The 18,221-nt window shown below is 33.9% G+C and carries 15 protein-coding genes; 9 read left to right on the top strand and 6 right to left on the bottom strand.

Annotated elements, in window-relative coordinates; translation table 11 throughout:
- Positions 1-796: 796 nt before the first annotated feature.
- Together EO244_RS08730 and dnaG are read right to left on the bottom strand one after the other, a co-directional pair.
- The gene (locus EO244_RS08730) at positions 797-1,300 is read right to left on the bottom strand and encodes a pyridoxamine 5'-phosphate oxidase family protein (RefSeq protein WP_129254283.1); all 504 of its coding nucleotides are present in this window, start codon (positions 1,298-1,300) and stop codon (positions 797-799) included.
- Positions 1,301-1,356: 56 nt separating this feature from the next.
- Positions 1,357-3,309 (bottom strand): DNA primase, encoded by a 1,953-nt coding sequence (gene dnaG / locus EO244_RS08725; protein ID WP_129254282.1) that lies wholly within the window; start codon positions 3,307-3,309, stop codon positions 1,357-1,359.
- A gap of 286 nt (positions 3,310-3,595) precedes the next feature.
- On the opposite strand from dnaG, the gene rpiB reads away from it, so the two are divergent.
- Positions 3,596-4,027 carry a ribose 5-phosphate isomerase B gene (gene rpiB / locus EO244_RS08720; RefSeq protein WP_129254281.1) on the top strand — a complete coding sequence of 144 codons (432 nt, stop codon included), beginning with the start codon at positions 3,596-3,598 and terminating at the stop codon, positions 4,025-4,027.
- 215 nt (positions 4,028-4,242) lie between these two features.
- Complete coding sequence (locus EO244_RS08715; protein WP_129254280.1) at positions 4,243-4,686, top strand: RrF2 family transcriptional regulator; 444 nt, start codon at positions 4,243-4,245, stop codon at positions 4,684-4,686.
- On the opposite strand, the gene EO244_RS08710 is transcribed toward EO244_RS08715, so the two are convergent.
- Together EO244_RS08710 and EO244_RS08705 are read right to left on the bottom strand one after the other, a co-directional pair.
- A complete protein-coding gene (locus tag EO244_RS08710) occupies positions 4,681-5,109 on the bottom strand; it encodes a VanZ family protein (RefSeq protein ID WP_129254279.1) in 429 nt (142 codons plus the stop codon). The two genes, EO244_RS08715 and EO244_RS08710, sit on opposite strands and share 6 nt — an antisense overlap.
- A gap of 156 nt (positions 5,110-5,265) precedes the next feature.
- Complete coding sequence (locus EO244_RS08705) at positions 5,266-5,985, bottom strand: head GIN domain-containing protein (RefSeq protein WP_129254278.1); 720 nt, start codon at positions 5,983-5,985, stop codon at positions 5,266-5,268.
- 190 nt (positions 5,986-6,175) lie between these two features.
- On the opposite strand from EO244_RS08705, the gene hemW reads away from it, so the two are divergent.
- The 6 genes from hemW (at position 6,176) to EO244_RS08675 (ending at position 14,713) form a co-directional block, all read left to right on the top strand.
- The gene (hemW, locus tag EO244_RS08700) at positions 6,176-7,309 is read left to right on the top strand and encodes a radical SAM family heme chaperone HemW (protein ID WP_129254277.1); all 1,134 of its coding nucleotides are present in this window, start codon (positions 6,176-6,178) and stop codon (positions 7,307-7,309) included.
- Positions 7,310-7,348: 39 nt separating this feature from the next.
- Positions 7,349-7,735 (top strand): rhodanese-like domain-containing protein, encoded by a 387-nt coding sequence (locus EO244_RS08695; protein WP_129254276.1) that lies wholly within the window; start codon positions 7,349-7,351, stop codon positions 7,733-7,735.
- Between the two features lie 231 nt (positions 7,736-7,966).
- The gene (locus EO244_RS08690) at positions 7,967-8,581 is read left to right on the top strand and encodes a TetR/AcrR family transcriptional regulator (RefSeq protein ID WP_129254275.1); all 615 of its coding nucleotides are present in this window, start codon (positions 7,967-7,969) and stop codon (positions 8,579-8,581) included.
- 49 nt (positions 8,582-8,630) lie between these two features.
- Positions 8,631-10,019: a TolC family protein gene (locus EO244_RS08685; protein ID WP_164977450.1), complete on the top strand. Its 1,389-nt coding sequence runs from the start codon at positions 8,631-8,633 to the stop codon at positions 10,017-10,019.
- 85 nt (positions 10,020-10,104) lie between these two features.
- Complete coding sequence (locus EO244_RS08680; RefSeq protein ID WP_129254273.1) at positions 10,105-11,226, top strand: efflux RND transporter periplasmic adaptor subunit; 1,122 nt, start codon at positions 10,105-10,107, stop codon at positions 11,224-11,226.
- A gap of 61 nt (positions 11,227-11,287) precedes the next feature.
- Positions 11,288-14,713 carry an efflux RND transporter permease subunit gene (locus EO244_RS08675; protein ID WP_129254272.1) on the top strand — a complete coding sequence of 1,142 codons (3,426 nt, stop codon included), beginning with the start codon at positions 11,288-11,290 and terminating at the stop codon, positions 14,711-14,713.
- 79 nt (positions 14,714-14,792) lie between these two features.
- On the opposite strand, the gene EO244_RS08670 is transcribed toward EO244_RS08675, so the two are convergent.
- Together EO244_RS08670 and EO244_RS08665 are read right to left on the bottom strand one after the other, a co-directional pair.
- Positions 14,793-16,199, bottom strand: a complete 1,407-nt coding sequence (locus EO244_RS08670) for a glycoside hydrolase family 16 protein (RefSeq protein WP_129254271.1) — start codon at positions 16,197-16,199, stop codon at positions 14,793-14,795.
- A gap of 197 nt (positions 16,200-16,396) precedes the next feature.
- On the bottom strand, positions 16,397-17,215 hold the full coding sequence (locus EO244_RS08665) for a TonB family protein (protein WP_129254270.1): 819 nt from the start codon (positions 17,213-17,215) through the stop codon (positions 16,397-16,399).
- A 251-nt stretch (positions 17,216-17,466) separates the two neighbouring features.
- On the opposite strand from EO244_RS08665, the gene EO244_RS08660 reads away from it, so the two are divergent.
- Positions 17,467-18,201 carry a ComF family protein gene (locus tag EO244_RS08660; RefSeq protein ID WP_129254269.1) on the top strand — a complete coding sequence of 245 codons (735 nt, stop codon included), beginning with the start codon at positions 17,467-17,469 and terminating at the stop codon, positions 18,199-18,201.
- The last annotated feature ends 20 nt before the right edge of the window (positions 18,202-18,221 follow it).

Here is an 18,221-nt window from a genome sequence, read left to right as displayed (position 1 = left end):
GCCAGGATCAAACTCTTCGTTGTATAAAAAACTTATAGTTAATCTGCTCGTGGATAATATCTAAGTTATTTCGTAAATCTAATTGACAAGGTTATTATTCTTGTATTTACCTAACTTTATTCTACTTCCAATATTTTCAAAGAACTTGCGTTCAAAATTTCTTCTCTGTTTTGATGCCGATTACAGCGTCAAAGCGGGTGCAAAGATAACAACTTTTAGTTTTTAAAACCAAATAAAAATTGAAGTTTTTTTAGAAAATTTATTTCCATTTTTACCTCAGATTTTCATCGCTACCCTGCCAAATTTTTTAAGAACTCTTTCGCTACAAAAGCGGCTGCAAATATAAGAAACTTAATTCTAATTCTGCAAATCTTTTTTCGTTTATTTTTTAATTGTTTTTCCCGAGATTACTCAGTGTTTACAATGCTTACAAACGTTTCAATGACCTGCGCCTCTCTCTTAAAGCGAGTGCAAATATAGACCTTTTTATTTCAACTTTCCTAATCCAAATCACCTGTTTTTTTAATTTAATTACTAAAACGCTGATAGGCAGTATCCATTATTTTTGAAAAAGATTATTCAGCAAGTTCTATTCACTATAAAATACTGCTTTGACGACACAAAATCTTATAAAAATACCAAAAGAAAAGGATAAGCTTTCGCCTATCCTTTTCAAAAGAGAAATTCCATTCCCTTATACTTATATTATATATCAACCATCAATTTTAAATTGAAGGATGCGTATAAAAAACCTTATATGTTGATAACGAGACAAAAACAGCATTAACAATACTATTTACCTACCATGTTTCTTCATCCAAGGGAAAGTTTGATCGTTATATTTACCAAATTCTTTAGCCGTAAAATCATCCATCTTCATTCTGTAGACTTCAACATTTTTAACAGCTGGTGAATTATAGGTAAACTTCCTATCCGTATATTGAGCCATTAAAGCATTCAAAGCATCAACCTTTTGGTCGTAATCTACAATAAATTCAATTGTTCCTCTGGCAACAATACTTTTACCTTTTACTCTATAACTACAAGCAACCTCTTCGTTCTGATAAGCCAAAACTGTATCGGTACAAAAAGTAAGGCAGGCATCCGGATTCATTTTTAAAGAATCAATCAATTTTCCAAAACTTGCTCCATGCAAATAGATATAACCATCAAGATAACCAAAATTCATTGGCACAACGTAAGGTCTATTCTCAGGATCAATAACGCCCAAATAACACAGATCACACGATTTTATGATTTCATCAATCTGTTCCTGATCTTCTATAAGTACAGTCTTCATAAATTTATTCTTTTATAGGATGGATACATTATAAGTGTAACCCTATATATCATTATTTAAAATACAGTTCTATTACCCAACTCTTTCGATATGGCATTTTTAATTTGATCGAGAACCATTTTCTGTTTCATTAGCTCCATCAAACGATCTGTATCCCCACTTTCCTGAACTTGTTGCATTTCCTTAACCACTTCCTCAATCAAAAGCTTTACTTTTTTGCCTTTATATTCGTTCACCAGTTTGGGGACAATCTCTTTTAGTTTCATTTCTTCCGATTCGATATAGCTATCGTTACGAGTCCACATGCCACTCAATTGGTGGGGTTCACTCATAATATCAGCAGCCAACTGAACAATTTTTGAATCGGTGTGATCTCTAAAGAATGTTTTTGCTTCAAAATCCGGATTAAACTTATTGCTTGTGTACTCATCAAAAACTCTTTGATAAGATTCATTGACAGAGCCCAGTTCATCTCGCTCTAATTCGTCTACAATATAGTTTCCAACCAAAATAGATTCACCTTCTCCCTGTTCATTCTGATTGTGGAATAATTCTTCTTTTCCAAAATTGAGTAACAAACGAATTAGGGCTCTCTCTTCCAAATCACAATCATTGTCGGCACGAATTATACTCTGATTAACGATGGAATCTTCCTGAGCTTGCAACTCTATATTTGAGCGTTGTTCATTTTTCCAGGCTTCTTCCTGAAGACGTCCTTTAATCTTATTAATCTCCGTGTAAAGAACGCGTTCGTCAACATTTAATATGCTGCTGCATTCCTTTACATAGACCGAACGAATAATATTATCAGGGATAATCGCGATTGATCGCACAATATCAATAATTAAATTGGCGCGTTTCACCGGATCATTCTTGGCATCAGCCAAAAGTAGATTCGTCTTAAAAACAATGAAATCCGTTTCGTTCTTCTCTATATATTGCGACAATTCCGTTGCGCCCATCGTTCTTGAGAACGAATCAGGATCCTCTCCTTCAGGCAATAATAAGACCTTAACATTGAGTTCTTGTTCCAAAACCAAATCGATTCCCCTAAGCGAAGCTTTGATCCCAGCTGGATCACCATCATATATAATCGTCATATTATTGGTGAATCGCTTAACCAAACGGATCTGGTCAGCTGTTAATGCCGTTCCCGATGAAGCAACCACATTTTCGATTCCTGCCTGATGAAAAGATAAAACATCGGTGTAGCCTTCAACCAAATAGCATTTATCATTCTGTACCATGCTCTTTTTAGCCTGATAGATACCATAAAGAATACGGCTTTTGTGATAAACTTCCGATTCGGGAGAATTCAAATACTTCGCGGCTTTAGGATCTTTCTTTAGAATTCGACCGCCAAAACCCAATGTTCTACCCGCAATCCCATGAATTGGAAAAAGTACCCGACCTTTAAAACGGTCAATCAAACCCTTTTCTTTATCGATACTTAAACCTGTTTGAACCAAAAACTGTTTCTTATAACCCGATTGAATGGCCTGTTCCGAAAAAGCATTCCAACTGTCAAGACAAAAACCGAGCTGGAATTTTTTAATGATATCTTCACGAAAACCGCGTTCACGCAAGTAGCTCATCCCAACGGCCATCCCCTCTTCACTCTGCAAAAGCTTTTCCGAAAAATATTTTTGTGCAAAAGAGTTGACAATCATCATACTCTCCCTGTCATTCTTTCTTTGTTCTTGCTCAGGTGACAATTCCTCGTCAACTATATCGATATGATATTTTTTTCCAAGATATTTTAAAGCCCCTACATAATCGAGATGCTCATGTTCCATAACAAAGTTCACAGAGTTTCCCCCTTTTCCACAACCAAAGCACTTATAAATACCTTTGGCAGGAGAAACGGTAAACGAAGGTGTCTTTTCATTATGAAAAGGACACAAACCCAAAAAGTTAACACCTCGTTTGCGAAGTGTCACAAAATCAGAAACGACTTCGTCAATTTGAGCCGTATCGAAAATTTTTTGTACTGTTGATTGATCAATCATGAAGCAAAAATAGAAAAGAAGACTCAAATGATTTCGCTATTTCTAAAAAAAGATTTCAACAGAAAATAAGCGGTATTTTTGACAAAAAAGCACAGAAAAACCCAAGTCTATTCTTAAATTTTATATTTCAATTCGGAATTGCGAAAAAAACTTATTTTCCTTGCTACATATTTTACTACTTTTGTGAGCTAAACAACAATCATTTATAATAAACCTATCTTGTTCTCTAATAATCCTTAGGAAGCTTCTTAAGCCAATATTTAGAGATCAATTCAAAAGAAAAAATATGAAAATTGCAATTGCTTGTGACCACGCTGGATTTCAGTATAAAAACCGATTGGTAGAGTTATTTACCAAAGAAGGACACGATGTTAAAGATTTTGGATGCCATTCAGAAGAAAGTATGGATTATCCTGATACCGCACACCCTCTGGCTACAGCTGTAGAAAACAAGGAATTCGATTTCGGATTTACCATTTGTGGTAGCGGCAACGGTATTACTATGACTGCTAATAAGCATCAGGGAATTCGTGCAGCACTTTGCTGGACAGCCGAAATAGCTGAACTAGCCCGTCAACATAACGATGCTAATGTTTGCGGTATGCCGGCTCGTTTTATCTCTTTTGAAGAAGCACAAGCTATTGCCGAAATTTTTATTAAAACCGAGTTTGAAGGTGGCCGTCACCAAAAAAGAGTTGACAAAATTGCTGTAAGATAGTTTTATCCTAATTATGTCTGGATTTAAGAATCATGATAAATTGAGAATTACAGAGTTAGAGATGCGTTATTAATCTTTTAATTTTCCTATATTTGCCCAGTTGAGTTATTTATTCTCGATAAAGAAGTCAAATAATTCAATTATAATATAAGACATTAAGCTAGATTGGCTTAAACATGTCATGTTTAGTGAACTACCTTTAGAACAGAATAAGAATGTTATCGAATACTTGTAAATACGCAATCCGATCGGTTATCTATTTGGCTTTAAATGCTCAAGACGGTAAAAAAATTGGTATCAAAAAAATATCTGAAGATCTGGACATTCCAACCCCATTTCTGGGAAAAATTCTTCAAAGCCTGGCACGTCAAAAACTGCTAAGCTCAACCAAAGGTCCACATGGTGGTTTTGGTTTAGGAAAAGATCCAATGGAAATTAGCCTGATGAATATCGTTGAGATTGTTGACGGACTGGATATGTTTGAGAATTGTTTAATTGGTATGCGTCCATGTAAAACTGATACAAACAACCAGGATCCTTGTCCGGTACACGGTCAATTTGGTGGTATTCGCCAACAACTTTACGATTTGTTTAACGAAAGAACCGTTGGTAAACTTATTACAGAAATCGAAAAAACTGACGAATATATCAGTTTATAAAATTTTCTTCAGAAAAGAATAATTGCAAAAGGGCTTACGATTTAAAAGTAAGTCCTTTTGTTTTTTTAGAAAAGGAAACAGCAGCACAGAACAAATTCCTCCGGCAACATCTGCTAAAAGATCCCAATAGTCCCCACTTCTATCTACAAAATATCGTTCTTGTAAAATCTCAATTGTTCCTCCATAAATGGTAATAAACGCAAAAGTGATTAAGGCAATGTGAATTCGACTCAAATTTGTTTGATATCGAAGTTCGGCAACAAGAAAAATTCCCATGACAAAGAATAAGCCAAAATGAACCATTTTATCAAAATAAGGAATCTCAAACATAGCAGTATGGGGAAGGTCATTACCAGGCACAGAGCACAAAACAAAAATAACCATTGCCCAGATAATATTTCGAATTAACAGATTGGTACCCATACTATAAATTTACAGTTTTCGTTCAAAAAATCAACTTCCCTTTTAAGTTAGCCATAAAGTTGCTGAAGAAATTTCAAAGCCCAATAACATTTACACAAAAAACCCCTAGGTTTAACTTTTTTAAACATAGGGGCTTTATCGAATTTTATAAAATACTTACAATTTTTTGAGTACGCCTAAAAATGAAATATCACTAGTAATCGCAGGATCTCCTTTATATTTAACCGACCCAATACCAGAAATACTAACTTTTAGTTTATCTTCTACATAAACTTTACCCGTTCCAACACCACTTATATCAACTTGAGCTTCACTCGCTTTTAAATCAACTGCATTTACACTACCTGCACCTGATATATCAATATTTAGTTCTTTAACCGTTCCTTTTAAACTAATCGACGAAGCCCCACTGTTGTCAATAGAAAGCTTATTGGCTGTAAGTTCAAGTTTAGCCGAAGACGCCCCATTTATTTCAATTTCAAGCTCATCGAATTTCAAGCTATTTTCATTTTTCAAGGAAATTGCACCGCTCGCTTTTATAAAATGTAAATTCTTAAAACCAATGTACAATTCCATCTTTTTAGTATCGTGGATGCTTTTCTCATTTTTAATATACAACACATCATTTCGAACCTCCGTTTTAATAAGATCCTGGATGTTTTCATCAACAACTACTTTAAGACTGCAATTTTCGTCTTGAGTAAGGTAAATTGTAAATGCACCACTCACTTTAATACCAGTAAAATTACTAACCTCACGGTTTTCTGTGGTAACTTTGCCATTACCCCTAACACCATCTGCCAATACAGGATGAGTAAAAGCAAAAATCAGAAGTATAGCTACTAGACCTGTCTTAATATTTCTTAACTTATTCATGCTGGATATTTTTTCCCCGAGCAATCGGGCTTAAACAAAAAATCTTAATTTGGTTGGTATCAACTATCTGAAAGACGACAATTTTTAACTAATGTTGCACCTGTATTTCAAATCTGATTGAATACAATATAATAAATGTTCTATCGTTCTGAAATGAAAGATCTCATTTTAAACTCTTAATCAAGTCTATATGTCAGGAATCTATTTTCATATTCCCTTTTGCAAGCAGCTTTGTCACTACTGTGCCTTTCATAAAAGTATCAGCCTACAAGCAAAAGCAAGAATGCTGTCTTGTTTAAAAAAAGAGTTAAATGACCGTAAAAATTACCTTACCGGAAATAAAATCGATAGCATTTATTTTGGCGGAGGAACCCCATCGGTTTATTCCCCGGAAGAGATTCAATCTTTGATCCTTGAAGTAGGGCGACACTTTATTATAAATGACAATTCAGAAATTACCCTGGAAGCTAACCCTGATGATTTGACTCACGATTATCTTAAGGCTTTAAAAGATACATCAGTCAACCGTCTATCCGTCGGAATTCAGTCTTTTCATGACGAAGATCTGATACTAATGAACCGACGTCACTCGGGCCAACAGGCTTTTGATGCCATAAAAAGAGCACAAACTTATGGATTTGATAATATTTCGGTCGATCAAATTTATGGTGTCCCGGGCTTGAGTTTAAAAAAATGGGAAGAAAATCTGAAAAAAGTATTCGAATTAAACATTCAACACATTTCATCGTACCATCTGATGTACGATCCAAATACCGTGTTTACACACAAACTGAAAAAAGGAATTATTAAAGAGGTTGACGAAGAAGTTAGCTTGGCTCAGTATAAACATCTAATTTCTGAAGCGAAAAAACACGGATTTTTACACTACGAAATTTCCAATTTTAGTCAATCTGGTTTTGAATCGAGACACAATAGCAGTTATTGGCAGCAAAAAATGTATTTAGGACTGGGCCCTTCTGCACATTCTTACAATTTAAACAGAAGAGAATGGAATATTTCAGACAATCTGAAGTATATGAAAGCAATTGAAGAAGGTGGCGCTTATTCAGAATGTGAAGAACTGAGTTTTAATGATAAATTTAATGACTATGTTCTGACATCGCTAAGAACCATGTGGGGTTTGGATTTGGAGTTGGTTAAAAATGAATTTGGTGAATTCTACCATCAATATTGCCTGGAAAAAGCCAATAAATTCATTCAAAGCGAAGATGTAAGAATTGAAAAGAAACATATTATTCTCACCGACAAAGGTGTTTTTATTTCAAACGATGTGATGTCAGACTTCTTTTATATAGAAGAATAAATTGTTTTTTCACTGAATCTTTAAATAATCGAAATCGTTATGAAACGTATTTTCTTAATATGCCTCCTAATACTCATGACGGGCTTAGCAAGTCAGGCTCAGAAAATTGAATTTAAAAAGATAAGTGCAAAAAAATTTCAATCTCTGATTCAAAAAGATAACAATCATGTTTTGATTGATGTTAGCCGAAAAATTGATCACATCGAAGGCTATATAGCAGGTGCCCTATTTGCAGAAAGCTCGGAAAAACTTTATTCCATTCTTGACACAACTCCTAGTTCACGATCCATTCTGGTCTATTGCAGATATGGAAAACGAAGTCAAAAAGCCTGTTGGTTGATTGCTGAAAAATACCCACACAAAATTTATTCACTGGCAAAAGGCTTCGAAGATTGGAAAGCCAAAGGCTATAAACTTGTCAACTAAAAAATTCGTTACTAATAGAATATTACATCTATTTACCGATTATTATTCCCATTTCGCCTAAAAGAATCAAGGTTCTTCTTTCATACTTCCTACTTTCACATTCTAATAATCATCCCTTATTATAAGGGTAGAATAGACATGATACCATCTTTTAACAAATTTTAATAACACCAAGGAAACTTTTATAAGGATTAAAGTTTCCAAAGTTTATTTATCTGTTATATTTGCCGAATGGAAAGTCAAAAACAAAAAATATTAGAATCAGCTCACACTTTATTCTTTCAGTGTGGTACCCGAAGTGTATCGATGGATGATATCTCAAAAAAGCTCAGTATCTCCAAAAAAACACTTTATCAATATTTTAAAAACAAAAATGAACTTATTGAAGAAGTTGTAAACTGGGATTTAAAGAACCCTAGATTCAATTTTCAATCTGAAAAATATAAAGGCTTGAATGCTATTGAATGCTATTGGGAGTTTCATCAATTCGTTCTGGGACTTCTAAAAAATCAACATCATTCATTTGATTACGATTTAAATAAATACCATCCCGAACTGGCAAAAGAATTTAAGGCCAGAAAAATGGAACTGTTTAAATCGGATTTGCTCATAAATATAAATCAAGGTATTAAAGAAGGTCTGTATCGGGATGATTTTAATATCGATATCATTTCGAATCTTTTAATTCGTTTTTATTTAAATTATTGGAATCAGGAAATCGAAACTTACGATAGCAATGCTGTCTTCTCAGAAAAATTACATTGGGAATTAACCCTGTATCATCTGCATGGCATCTGTAGTATAAAAGGCGTTGAGTATCTCAATAAAATTGTTAAAAAAGATTGATCACAAGCTCAAAATATTAAAAAATCACGACTAAAGAATGAACGTACAAATGAAAAATATCTTACAAATTGCGAGCATCGTTTTGCTGGTATTTTCAAGTGTGGGTATCAAAGCCCAAGCAAAAGACACTGGAGAATTCAGTACAAAAGAAGCCCGAACAGATGGTACTATAAAGTTCAGTTTAGAAGAAGCACAAAAGTATGCTTTGGAAAATTCCTTTATGGTTAAGGGGAGCGATTATGATTTAAAAGTGGCCAGGAAAAAAGTATGGGAAGCCATTTCAACAGGTTTGCCACAAGTGAAAGCCGATGCAAACTATACAAAGAATCTGGATATTGCAGTAAGTTTATTACCTGCAGAATTTTTTGGAGGAAATGCAGGTGAATACACTCCGGTGAAATTTGGACAAACCTATGCCAGTGCTGCAACAATTAATGTGGATCAGAAAATTTTTGATGGTTCTTATATTGTAGGTCTTAGCGCTGCTAAGGTTTTTGTTCAGCTATCAAAAAATTCAAAGATCAAATCAGAAATTGATGTGAAAGATTTAGTAGCACAAGCCTATTATAATGTATTGGTGGCAAGAGAAAATTACAGAACCATTGAAGAAAACTTAGCAATTACAAAGAAAACACATTTCGAAACTGAGGCCTATTACAAGAATGGTTTTCGCGAAGAACTTGATGTTGACCAAGTGCTGCTAATGCTAAAACGTTCTGAGAATCAACTCTCAGATGCCAAAAGAACCATTTCAAATGCACTTATTATTCTCAAATTTACAATGGGTTATGATATCGAAAAAGACATTGAACTCAAAAATGACTTGGAAGCTTTCATCAATCCGCTCTTAATTACCAAAGCCGAATCCAAAGAACTGAATCTTGAAAATCATATCGATTATAAAATTGTAGATACACAGCTTAAAGCTCAAAAATTAATTGTTAGAAACGAGCAAGCTGGCTACCTACCCAATCTTTCAGCTTTTTACAGCTATGGTAAAAATACCAGTACAGATGCCTGGAATATTTATAAAAGTGATGTGCCCTGGTTTAAATCATCGATGATCGGTTTGAAAATCAACATGCCTATTTTCACTGGTTTTAATCGTCGATCAAAGATTAAACAAGCAAAAATTAATTATAAAAAAATTGAAGATCTGAAATACAATACAGAACAAAGTCTTAAAAAGGATCTAAACCTTTCATACAATTCGTTGGTTAATGCTAAAGACACATATGAAAATGACCTTAAAGGACTCGAAATAGCCAAACGTATTTATGAAAGAACTTTGATAAAGTTTAACGAAGGTGTGTCCACAAGTACTGAACTTTCGAATAATGAACAACAGTATTTGAATTCTCATTCAACTTATATCCAGGCAACGCTTAATTTATTGAATTCAAAAGTTGCTTTCGATAAAGCATTGGGTAAACTCTAAATACAGCCTAACTAAAAATAATCAATTACAAAAAATCAGTAGGCAAACTTATTCTTGCTGATACTGATTTAACAAATAGAAAACGATGAAAAAATTTATCATAGCAGGTATCATTCCATTATTGTTTGCATGTTCTGCAAAAAATGCCGACGAAAAAAAAGAGAAATCTGAACAGTTAAAAGAATACAAAACTGAATTGAAGGATTTGAAAGAGAAGATTTCGAAACTCGAATCAGAAGTGAACAAAGGATCACAAAAAGAAATCGCTATTAACGTTAACGTGGAGAAATTAAACACTTCAAAATTTGAACACTTTATTCAAATCACGGGAAATGTTGAAGCAGATAAAAACATTACAATACAGCCTGAAGCATCGGGAAATATTATTTCTATTGATGTAAAAGAAGGACAATATGTGAAAAAAGGCGATATTATCGCACAACTTAATTTTTCAAAACTTCAAAACGATATTGATGAACTGAAAACACAACTGGCTTTGAGCAAAACATTGTTCGATAGACAAGAGCGATTGTGGAATCAGAAAATTGGATCTGAAGTCGAATTTTTGACTGCAAAATCAAACCTGGAAGCACAAAGAAGCAGACTGAATGCTTTAGAGTCTCAAAAGGATTTAGCTATCGTTCGTGCACCATTTGATGGTATCATCGATGAGATTTACCAGAAAAAAGGCGAAATGGCTGGCCCTAACAGTCCACTGGCTCAATTGGTCAATATTAATCGTGTTTATGTAGAAGGTGATGTTTCTGAAACCTATTTGTCAGCTATTAAAGCAGGTGAAAATGCTGACTTAGATTTTCCTGCTATCAATTATAAAACAACAGCACCAATTTACCGAACATCAAATGTTATCGATCCGGCCAACAGAAGTTTTAAAGTTCGTGTCAATCTGAAAAATCCTGGTCAAATAATCAAACCAAATTTGATTTCAATTATTAAAATTCGCGATTTTGTTCAGAATGAAGCCTTAGTGGTACCCTCAATTATCATTAAAAAAGATTTTGAAGGAAACTATATATACATCGCAGAAAAACAAGATAAAAAAATGATTGCGAAAAAAGTATATGTCAGTGTTTCTATGACTTACAACAACCTTTCTATGATTGAATCAGGACTTAAATTAGGTGATTTAATTATTACTGAAGGTTTCTCACAAGTTGTTAACGGTACGATTATCAACATTAAATAATCAATGTATTTCAATACCATAGAACTTTATCCCGATTCTATCAGATCTTAATTATATAAAGATGAACGATAATACTAAAAACACAGCTGCCGAAAATAAGCAAAGGCAGTTTAAACCGACCTTCTCAGCCTTAAAGAATAAGAATTCTATTTTTATTCTGACTGTTCTGTTAAGTTTGTATGGTTTGTTTTCATACGTTAGCATGCCAAGGGAATTGTTCCCTGAGGTGGTTATTCCAAATATTTCCATTTCAACCATCTACCCGGGAAACTCCCCCGTAGATATGGAGAACCTGGTGACCAGGCCAATAGAAAAAGAGCTCAAATCTCTGAAAAATGTAAAAAAATTATCCTCTGCCTCTTTCGAAGACATGAGTTTAATTGTGGTAGAGTTTAACACAGATATCGAAGTTAAACAAGCGCTTCAAGATACCAAAGATAAAGTTGACAAAGCACTAAGTGAGCTGCCGGATGATTTGCCAAACGATCCTGTTGTAGAGGATATTGATATGGCCGATTTTCCAATTCTAAACGTTAACTTATCCGGCGATTACGGATTAGATGACTTAAAACATTTTGCAGAGGAACTTCAGGATAAATTTGAGTCTTTACCTGAAGTATCAGAAGCAGATATCAAAGGGATTGATGAGCGTGAGATTAAAATCAATGCTGATCTTCACAAGATGGAAGCCAATGGGATTTCATTTAAAGATATCGAAACCGCTATTGGTGACGAAAATATCACTATGAGTGCCGGTACTCTAATTACAGACAAGACCCGACGAAGTATCCGCACATCTGCTGACTACACATCCATGGAGCAGATTGAAAATACCATTATTAAGGTAACAAACAGCAAAGTTGTTTATTTGAAAGATGTAGCTGAAGTTGTGGATGGTTATGAAGAACTTTCCTCAATATCCCGTTTAGAAAATAACCCTGTCGTTTCGCTATCGTTAAGTAAGAAAACTGGTGAAAACCTTTTAGCTGCTACCGATCAGATTTATAAAATTATCAATGAACTTAAAGAAAGCGGCTTTTTGCCGGAAGGATTAAAAGTTACAGTTACAAACGATACTTCAGAAGATGTTAGGGGTATGATCAGCGACCTTGAGAATTCCATAATTATGGGGATGATACTAGTTGTTCTTATTCTCTATTTATTTATGGGATTACGGAATGCTTTATTCTCCGGATTGGCCATTCCGATGTCTATGTTTATTTCATTCATCATTCTAAGTCAAATGGGTTACACCATTAATCAGATGATTCTATTTTCACTGATTTTAGCCCTGGGGATGTTGGTGGATAATGCCATTGTGGTCGTCGAAAATGTTTATCGACTCCACGAAGAAGGCCTCTCCCCTCTTGAAGCAACAAAAAAAGGGGTAAGTGAAATTGCCGGACCAATTATTTCATCAACCGCAACTACGGTAGCTGCCTTTTTCCCATTGCTTATGTGGGGAGGTATTATGGGTGAATTTATGAAATATCTCCCCATTACACTGATTATTGTTTTGACATCTTCACTATTCGTTGCCTTAATTCTTAATCCTGTTTTTACAGCTACTTTTGTCAAAATTGATGATATCAAATCTAAATTAAAGTATAAAAGAGTGATAACAATTGCATCTATAATTATCGCAATTTCAATTCCCTTTTATATTGCATCAAGCTATTTCATGGCTAATATTTTAGCCTGCATCGCTTTAATCATGCTCATCAACTTATTTGCATTAAGACCATTTGCAAGATGGTTTCAATTAAAAATGTTGGTGACACTTGAAAACGTGTATGAGAATACCTTACGTTTTGCCTTAAAAGGCTATCGTCCACTTCTTTTCTTCTTTGCAACATTTATGCTGATGGTGGGTGCAATATCTTTCTATTTTGGAAGCAATCCAACTGTTGTTTTCTTCCCTGATAATGATCCTAAATCTGTATATGTCACTATGGAACTACCTTTGGGAACTGACATTCATAAAACTGACGAAGTTTCTGAGAGAGTAGAAAAAATTATAAATAAAACATTGGAACCTTATCAGGGCATCATCCGTTCTATAGCGACTAATGTTGGCTCAGGTAAAGGAGGCATGTTTGAATCTTCGCGTGCAGCGAACAAATCTTTAACAACAATTTCTTTTGTCGAATATAAAGATAGAAAAGGACAAAGTACTTCTGAAATTATGAAACTGATATCTAAAAATCTGAAAGGATTTATAGGTGCTAAGATTTTTGTTGAAAAAGATGAAAGCGGACCTCCGGTTGGTCATCCTATTAATTTAGAGATTTCTGGTGATAATTTTGAAAAGTTGTTGACTATTTCAAACGACATTAAAGAAATGCTCGATGCTGATAAAATTCCGGGTGTTGAAGAATTAAAATTAGATTTGGATCAGGGAAAACCTGAAATGTTGATCAATATCGATAGAGACAAAGTTCGTCGATTTGGTTTATCAACCAGCCAGGTTGCGAGTGCCCTTCGTAACTCACTTTATGGTCTGGAAGTTTCAAAATTCAAAGATGGAGAAGATGAATTTGATATCATGCTGCGTTTAAGTGATAAATATCGCAATGATGTTCCGTCTCTGATGAATCAAAAAATTTCTATCATGAGCCCTGTGAACAATCAATTTATCCAAATTCCTATTTCATCTGTTGCATCATATACATATGGATCAACATACGAACGAATCAACCGAATTGATAACAAACGTGTCGTTACTATTTATTCAAATGTAGTTGAAGGGTTTAATGCCAATGTTATTAATACTCGTATCAGAGAATTAATGGTAGATTATAACATGCCTAAATCCTACAACTTTAAATTAACGGGCGAGCAAGAAGAACAAGATGAAACATCAGCTTTCTTAGCCGAAGCACTTTTGATTGCCTTAGCTTTAATTACTTTAATTTTGGTGACTCAATTTAATTCAGCTATTAAGCCGTTAATCATCATGATTACAGTATTATTCAGTACCATTGGTGTTTTCCTTGGATTAGGCACTTTCCATATGCCATTCGTCATTTTAATGACCGGAATCGGTATTATATCACTAGCTGGTATTGTCGTTAATAATGGTATTGTTCTGGTCGATTATATCGATTTACTTAGAAAAGAGAAGAAAGCAAATACCGATTTAAAAGGTAAAAAATATCTAAGCCCACAACAAGAAATTGATTGTATTGCTCAGGCAGGAAAAACACGTTTACGTCCGGTATTGCTAACAGCTATTACAACCGTACTGGGTTTATTACCTCTTGCAATTGGAATGAACTTCAATTTCATAACTCTGTTCAGCAAATTTGACCCACAATTGTCCTTTGGTAGCGATAGTACAGCATTCTGGGGACCTATGTCGTGGACTGTCATTTTCGGTTTAACTGTTGCCACTTTCTTAACATTGGTTATTGCACCGGTCATGTTTAGAATTTCAACTCAGGTTGAACATAGGCTTTATCGATTTGCAGAAAAGAAGAAAAAATAAAAACCTATTTATTAGTATACAAAATGCCCCTGATTCAATTGAATCAGGGGCATTTTTAATATTTCTATTATCGACTAGCCTAAGCTTTTTCGTAACACTTAACCCAATCAATTTCCATAACAGCATTCACATTGGAATTTAAATTTGAAACGCCTGAACTTAAAATAAGATACATGGGTTCCTGCGGAATATTTTCTGTTTCTGTTTTTACAACCACATCATTAATTTTCCAAACCAACTTGTTGGGTGTCCACTCCAAAGAGTAAATGAAAAAATCATTCGTCCAATCCAATCCATTCACCTTTGACTGACTTACAAAAGGCTTTTCCTCACTCCCATTTATATGAGCTGGAATTAATTTACCACAACTACTCGTTCTCGCAATATCAATATGTGGTAGATTTCTATCTGAAAGCATCCAAAACGCGTGCATCACATTTTTAATATCACTCACTTTTATCTTAGCTTCAAACAATCCATACTTTTGTCTAAAAGATTTCCCTGTGCTTATTAAAGCTGATGTGTAATCAAATTCAGTCGGAATAAAACCAAATTTTGCATCCCAAACCTTACCTTGTGCTTTCTCTTTGCGGGTTTCAAGTCGGGCAATAGAATTAGCTATTGTAATATTCTTTTCAGTATAAATATGACCTTCATGAGGTAAAGCATAAGCATCATTCATTAAAACATCACCCCAATAATAACGCGTTATCCATTTTTCTTTATCTAACTCAGTCCCCTCAAAATCTTCCGAGAAAGTTAACTTCCATTCCTTAATCTGATCAAAATCGTTTTTCTTCTTTAATTTGAAATATTTCTTGAACGATTCAGCCTCGCTCAATTCTTTATAAGTGATCAATCGGTTAAAAGCTTCAGATTTTTCAAATCGCTTTTTATCCAATAAATAATTCTTTTCTGAAATAAATTCCTCCGAAGCCAATTCTGTTTTTAACGCTTCAATCTCTTGAAGTAAATTCGACTCGGAAACCTCCAGGTAAATTTTGTGTTTTTTAGAATGCTTGAATTTAAAAAATGCACGCATTTCTGATGAATCTTTCAACTTTTTATAAAGAAGCCAATTTTCATGATCCCCCTTTTTAGTCAGTTTTCCGGAATTAACATCTGCTTGCAATTCCATATACTTCACAAGTTCATCAGATTCTTTCATTTTTTCAAACTTCGAAATTTCCGATCCTTCAGCAACAGACAAGTAGACCTTATAAGGTTTTGAATTTAGAATTTTCTGCAGCTTTTTCTCTTTCCTTTCAAGCTCGCTTCCCTTGTAGGTTTTTGCTTCGATTTGCTTTCTGTTTTGCTTAAAGTCTTCAGAATTAACCACCTTTTCGAGTTCTATAAAATTCTGTAAATCCTCTGATTGTTCAAAAGCAATAAATTCTTGGTGATCATTCAAAAGCTTATTTTTTTTCTCTTCAAGTAATGAAGTATTTGCCGCTTTTCGAAGTTTTGATGCAAGGAATAAAGCCATTTTTTTAGGTATTTGATATTAAATTAGAGCCTCGAATTTAATCATTTCTAATAAAATCTACCTTTAATAGCTGGGAGTTTATTTTGACGAATAAAAACCTTCTTAATAAAACACAATTTAACAGCTCATCTTAAGTGCAGATAATCAGTTAAAATCAAGAAATTTTTAATACTGAAAATGGATGTGAAATAAAAAAATTATTGACGAACAAAGTTAAAGGTTATGCTTCCCACTTGCTTAATTGGACTATTATTATCCGGATTAAAACGTGATCGATAGGACGCATTTAAGGCAGCCTCATACAAATTTTCATCTCTGGTGTCCGATTCATTTTCAAGTACCTTAGCTTTAATCACCTTGCCTTGACGATTCACCGTAATTTCAACCCGAACACGACCTGATTCTTCGCATTTATAAACAGGTATCGGTAGTATTAATTTATGTCGCCCTTTCAAACTGTAAAAAACACTACTTGGCCCTGAGTATTCCATATTTTTAATTGAATCAGCTTGTAACTGCTTTTTTCGCTCATTTGCCAAATCTACACTATCACGTTTGAACGTCTCCAACTCTTTTTTTCCAGCACCATAATCATTGGATTCGTAAGCGTCTAATTCATGTTTGATATCATCAATCATTTTATCAAGATCGGTGGCAGTTGGTGCTTTTTGGTTTTCCGTTTTTAAATCCTGATTAACCGCAATAGATTTTAATAGCTCATCAACACTACTCGAAATTTTTTCTTTTTGTTTCTCGACCAATTCTTCCTCTTCCCGTTTATTTTCCTCGTCTATTTGTTCAATAATATCATCGGGAATAGCCAATAAAATTTCTGTTTCCACAAAATGTAAAGGTGAATTGAGTTTAAGCAACAATAAAAGAATAAGGAGTACCATATGAAAAGCCAAAGTTCCCATTAAACCAAACCTGTTGCGATTTAAATAGTCCTTCAATTCTTCCCAAGCACTCATATGCATTCTGTATTCAACGTCCTTATTTTCTTTTGTCTGACTCACAAATTCTATTCTGATTAAGATTTTAAACCAAACAAAGCTATCAAGATTAGTTGGAATAGGCAATTTTGACAAAAATGATATTTATGCATTTTTCTAAAAAAACAACAGATTTATATGATAACTATTATTGGTTCAAAATGATAAATATCAGTCTGATGCATAAAAAATATTTTTTTTTCTTTAATCAGTTATCATTAAATTGTAACTGATTATAAGTCTTTTAAATATTTTTTATAAGCAACTTATTTCACATGCCTCCTAAAACACGTTATAAAAACTGGAACTCGTTCAGCTTCTTTTTAAGAAGTCTTTGGTGGGATTTTCTCAATTTATTTTTCCCATTGACCTGTGCAGCTTGTGGCAATTATTTATTCAAAAACGAAAAGGTTATTTGTACCTCATGTCTTTTTCAATTACCCAAAACCAATTTTCACTTTCAAAAAGACAATCCCATTTCTGATATTTTTATAGGACGAGTTAAAATAGAAAACGCAACCGCCTATTTTACTTTTAATAAAGGAAGTCGATATCAAAAGCTCATACACAAACTTAAATACAACCGACAAGCTGAAATCGGCATTGAATTAGGAAGGCATTTTGGTAATACTCTAATGAATTCTCAAGAATATAGAGATATTGATACCATTATTCCTGTTCCACTTCATCCCAAAAAGAAAAAAATGAGAACTTATAACCAGTCTGAAATGATTGCAAAAGGTATTGCAGAAGCTATGAATTCGGACTTAGTTGTTGATGTCTTAATACGAAATGTGCATTCGGAATCCCAAACAAAAAAAAATAAAATAGAACGTTGGCTCAATGTAAAAAATGTATTTGCCATCAAAACAAAAGATGTTTTGAATAATAAACACATTTTATTGGTAGACGATGTGGTAACCACAGGCGCTACTCTTGAGTCTTGTGCTCAAAAATTATTGGAAATTGATGGCATTAAAGTTAGCATTGCCTGTTTGGCTCAAGCTTAATATTGATTGGGGATATAGAA

It is taken from the genome of Ancylomarina salipaludis (assembly GCF_004122035.1).
Taxonomy (GTDB): Bacteria; Bacteroidota; Bacteroidia; order Bacteroidales; family Marinifilaceae; genus Ancylomarina; species Ancylomarina salipaludis.
This window is presented reverse-complemented; position numbering and strand designations above follow the sequence as displayed.

Excerpts from the sequence above, each read along its gene's own strand:
- EO244_RS08730 (WP_129254283.1), bottom strand. The coding sequence starts at position 1,300 with ATGAAGACTGTACTTATAGAAGATCAGGAACAGATTGATGAAATCATA.
- dnaG (WP_129254282.1), bottom strand. The coding sequence starts at position 3,309 with ATGATTGATCAATCAACAGTACAAAAAATTTTCGATACGGCTCAAATT.
- rpiB (WP_129254281.1), top strand. The coding sequence starts at position 3,596 with ATGAAAATTGCAATTGCTTGTGACCACGCTGGATTTCAGTATAAAAAC.
- EO244_RS08715 (WP_129254280.1), top strand. The coding sequence starts at position 4,243 with ATGTTATCGAATACTTGTAAATACGCAATCCGATCGGTTATCTATTTG.
- EO244_RS08710 (WP_129254279.1), bottom strand. The coding sequence starts at position 5,109 with ATGGGTACCAATCTGTTAATTCGAAATATTATCTGGGCAATGGTTATT.
- EO244_RS08705 (WP_129254278.1), bottom strand. The coding sequence starts at position 5,985 with ATGAATAAGTTAAGAAATATTAAGACAGGTCTAGTAGCTATACTTCTG.
- hemW (WP_129254277.1), top strand. The coding sequence starts at position 6,176 with ATGTCAGGAATCTATTTTCATATTCCCTTTTGCAAGCAGCTTTGTCAC.
- EO244_RS08695 (WP_129254276.1), top strand. The coding sequence starts at position 7,349 with ATGAAACGTATTTTCTTAATATGCCTCCTAATACTCATGACGGGCTTA.
- EO244_RS08690 (WP_129254275.1), top strand. The coding sequence starts at position 7,967 with ATGGAAAGTCAAAAACAAAAAATATTAGAATCAGCTCACACTTTATTC.
- EO244_RS08685 (WP_164977450.1), top strand. The coding sequence starts at position 8,631 with ATGAAAAATATCTTACAAATTGCGAGCATCGTTTTGCTGGTATTTTCA.
- EO244_RS08680 (WP_129254273.1), top strand. The coding sequence starts at position 10,105 with ATGAAAAAATTTATCATAGCAGGTATCATTCCATTATTGTTTGCATGT.
- EO244_RS08675 (WP_129254272.1), top strand. The coding sequence starts at position 11,288 with ATGAACGATAATACTAAAAACACAGCTGCCGAAAATAAGCAAAGGCAG.
- EO244_RS08670 (WP_129254271.1), bottom strand. The coding sequence starts at position 16,199 with ATGGCTTTATTCCTTGCATCAAAACTTCGAAAAGCGGCAAATACTTCA.
- EO244_RS08660 (WP_129254269.1), top strand. The coding sequence starts at position 17,467 with ATGCCTCCTAAAACACGTTATAAAAACTGGAACTCGTTCAGCTTCTTT.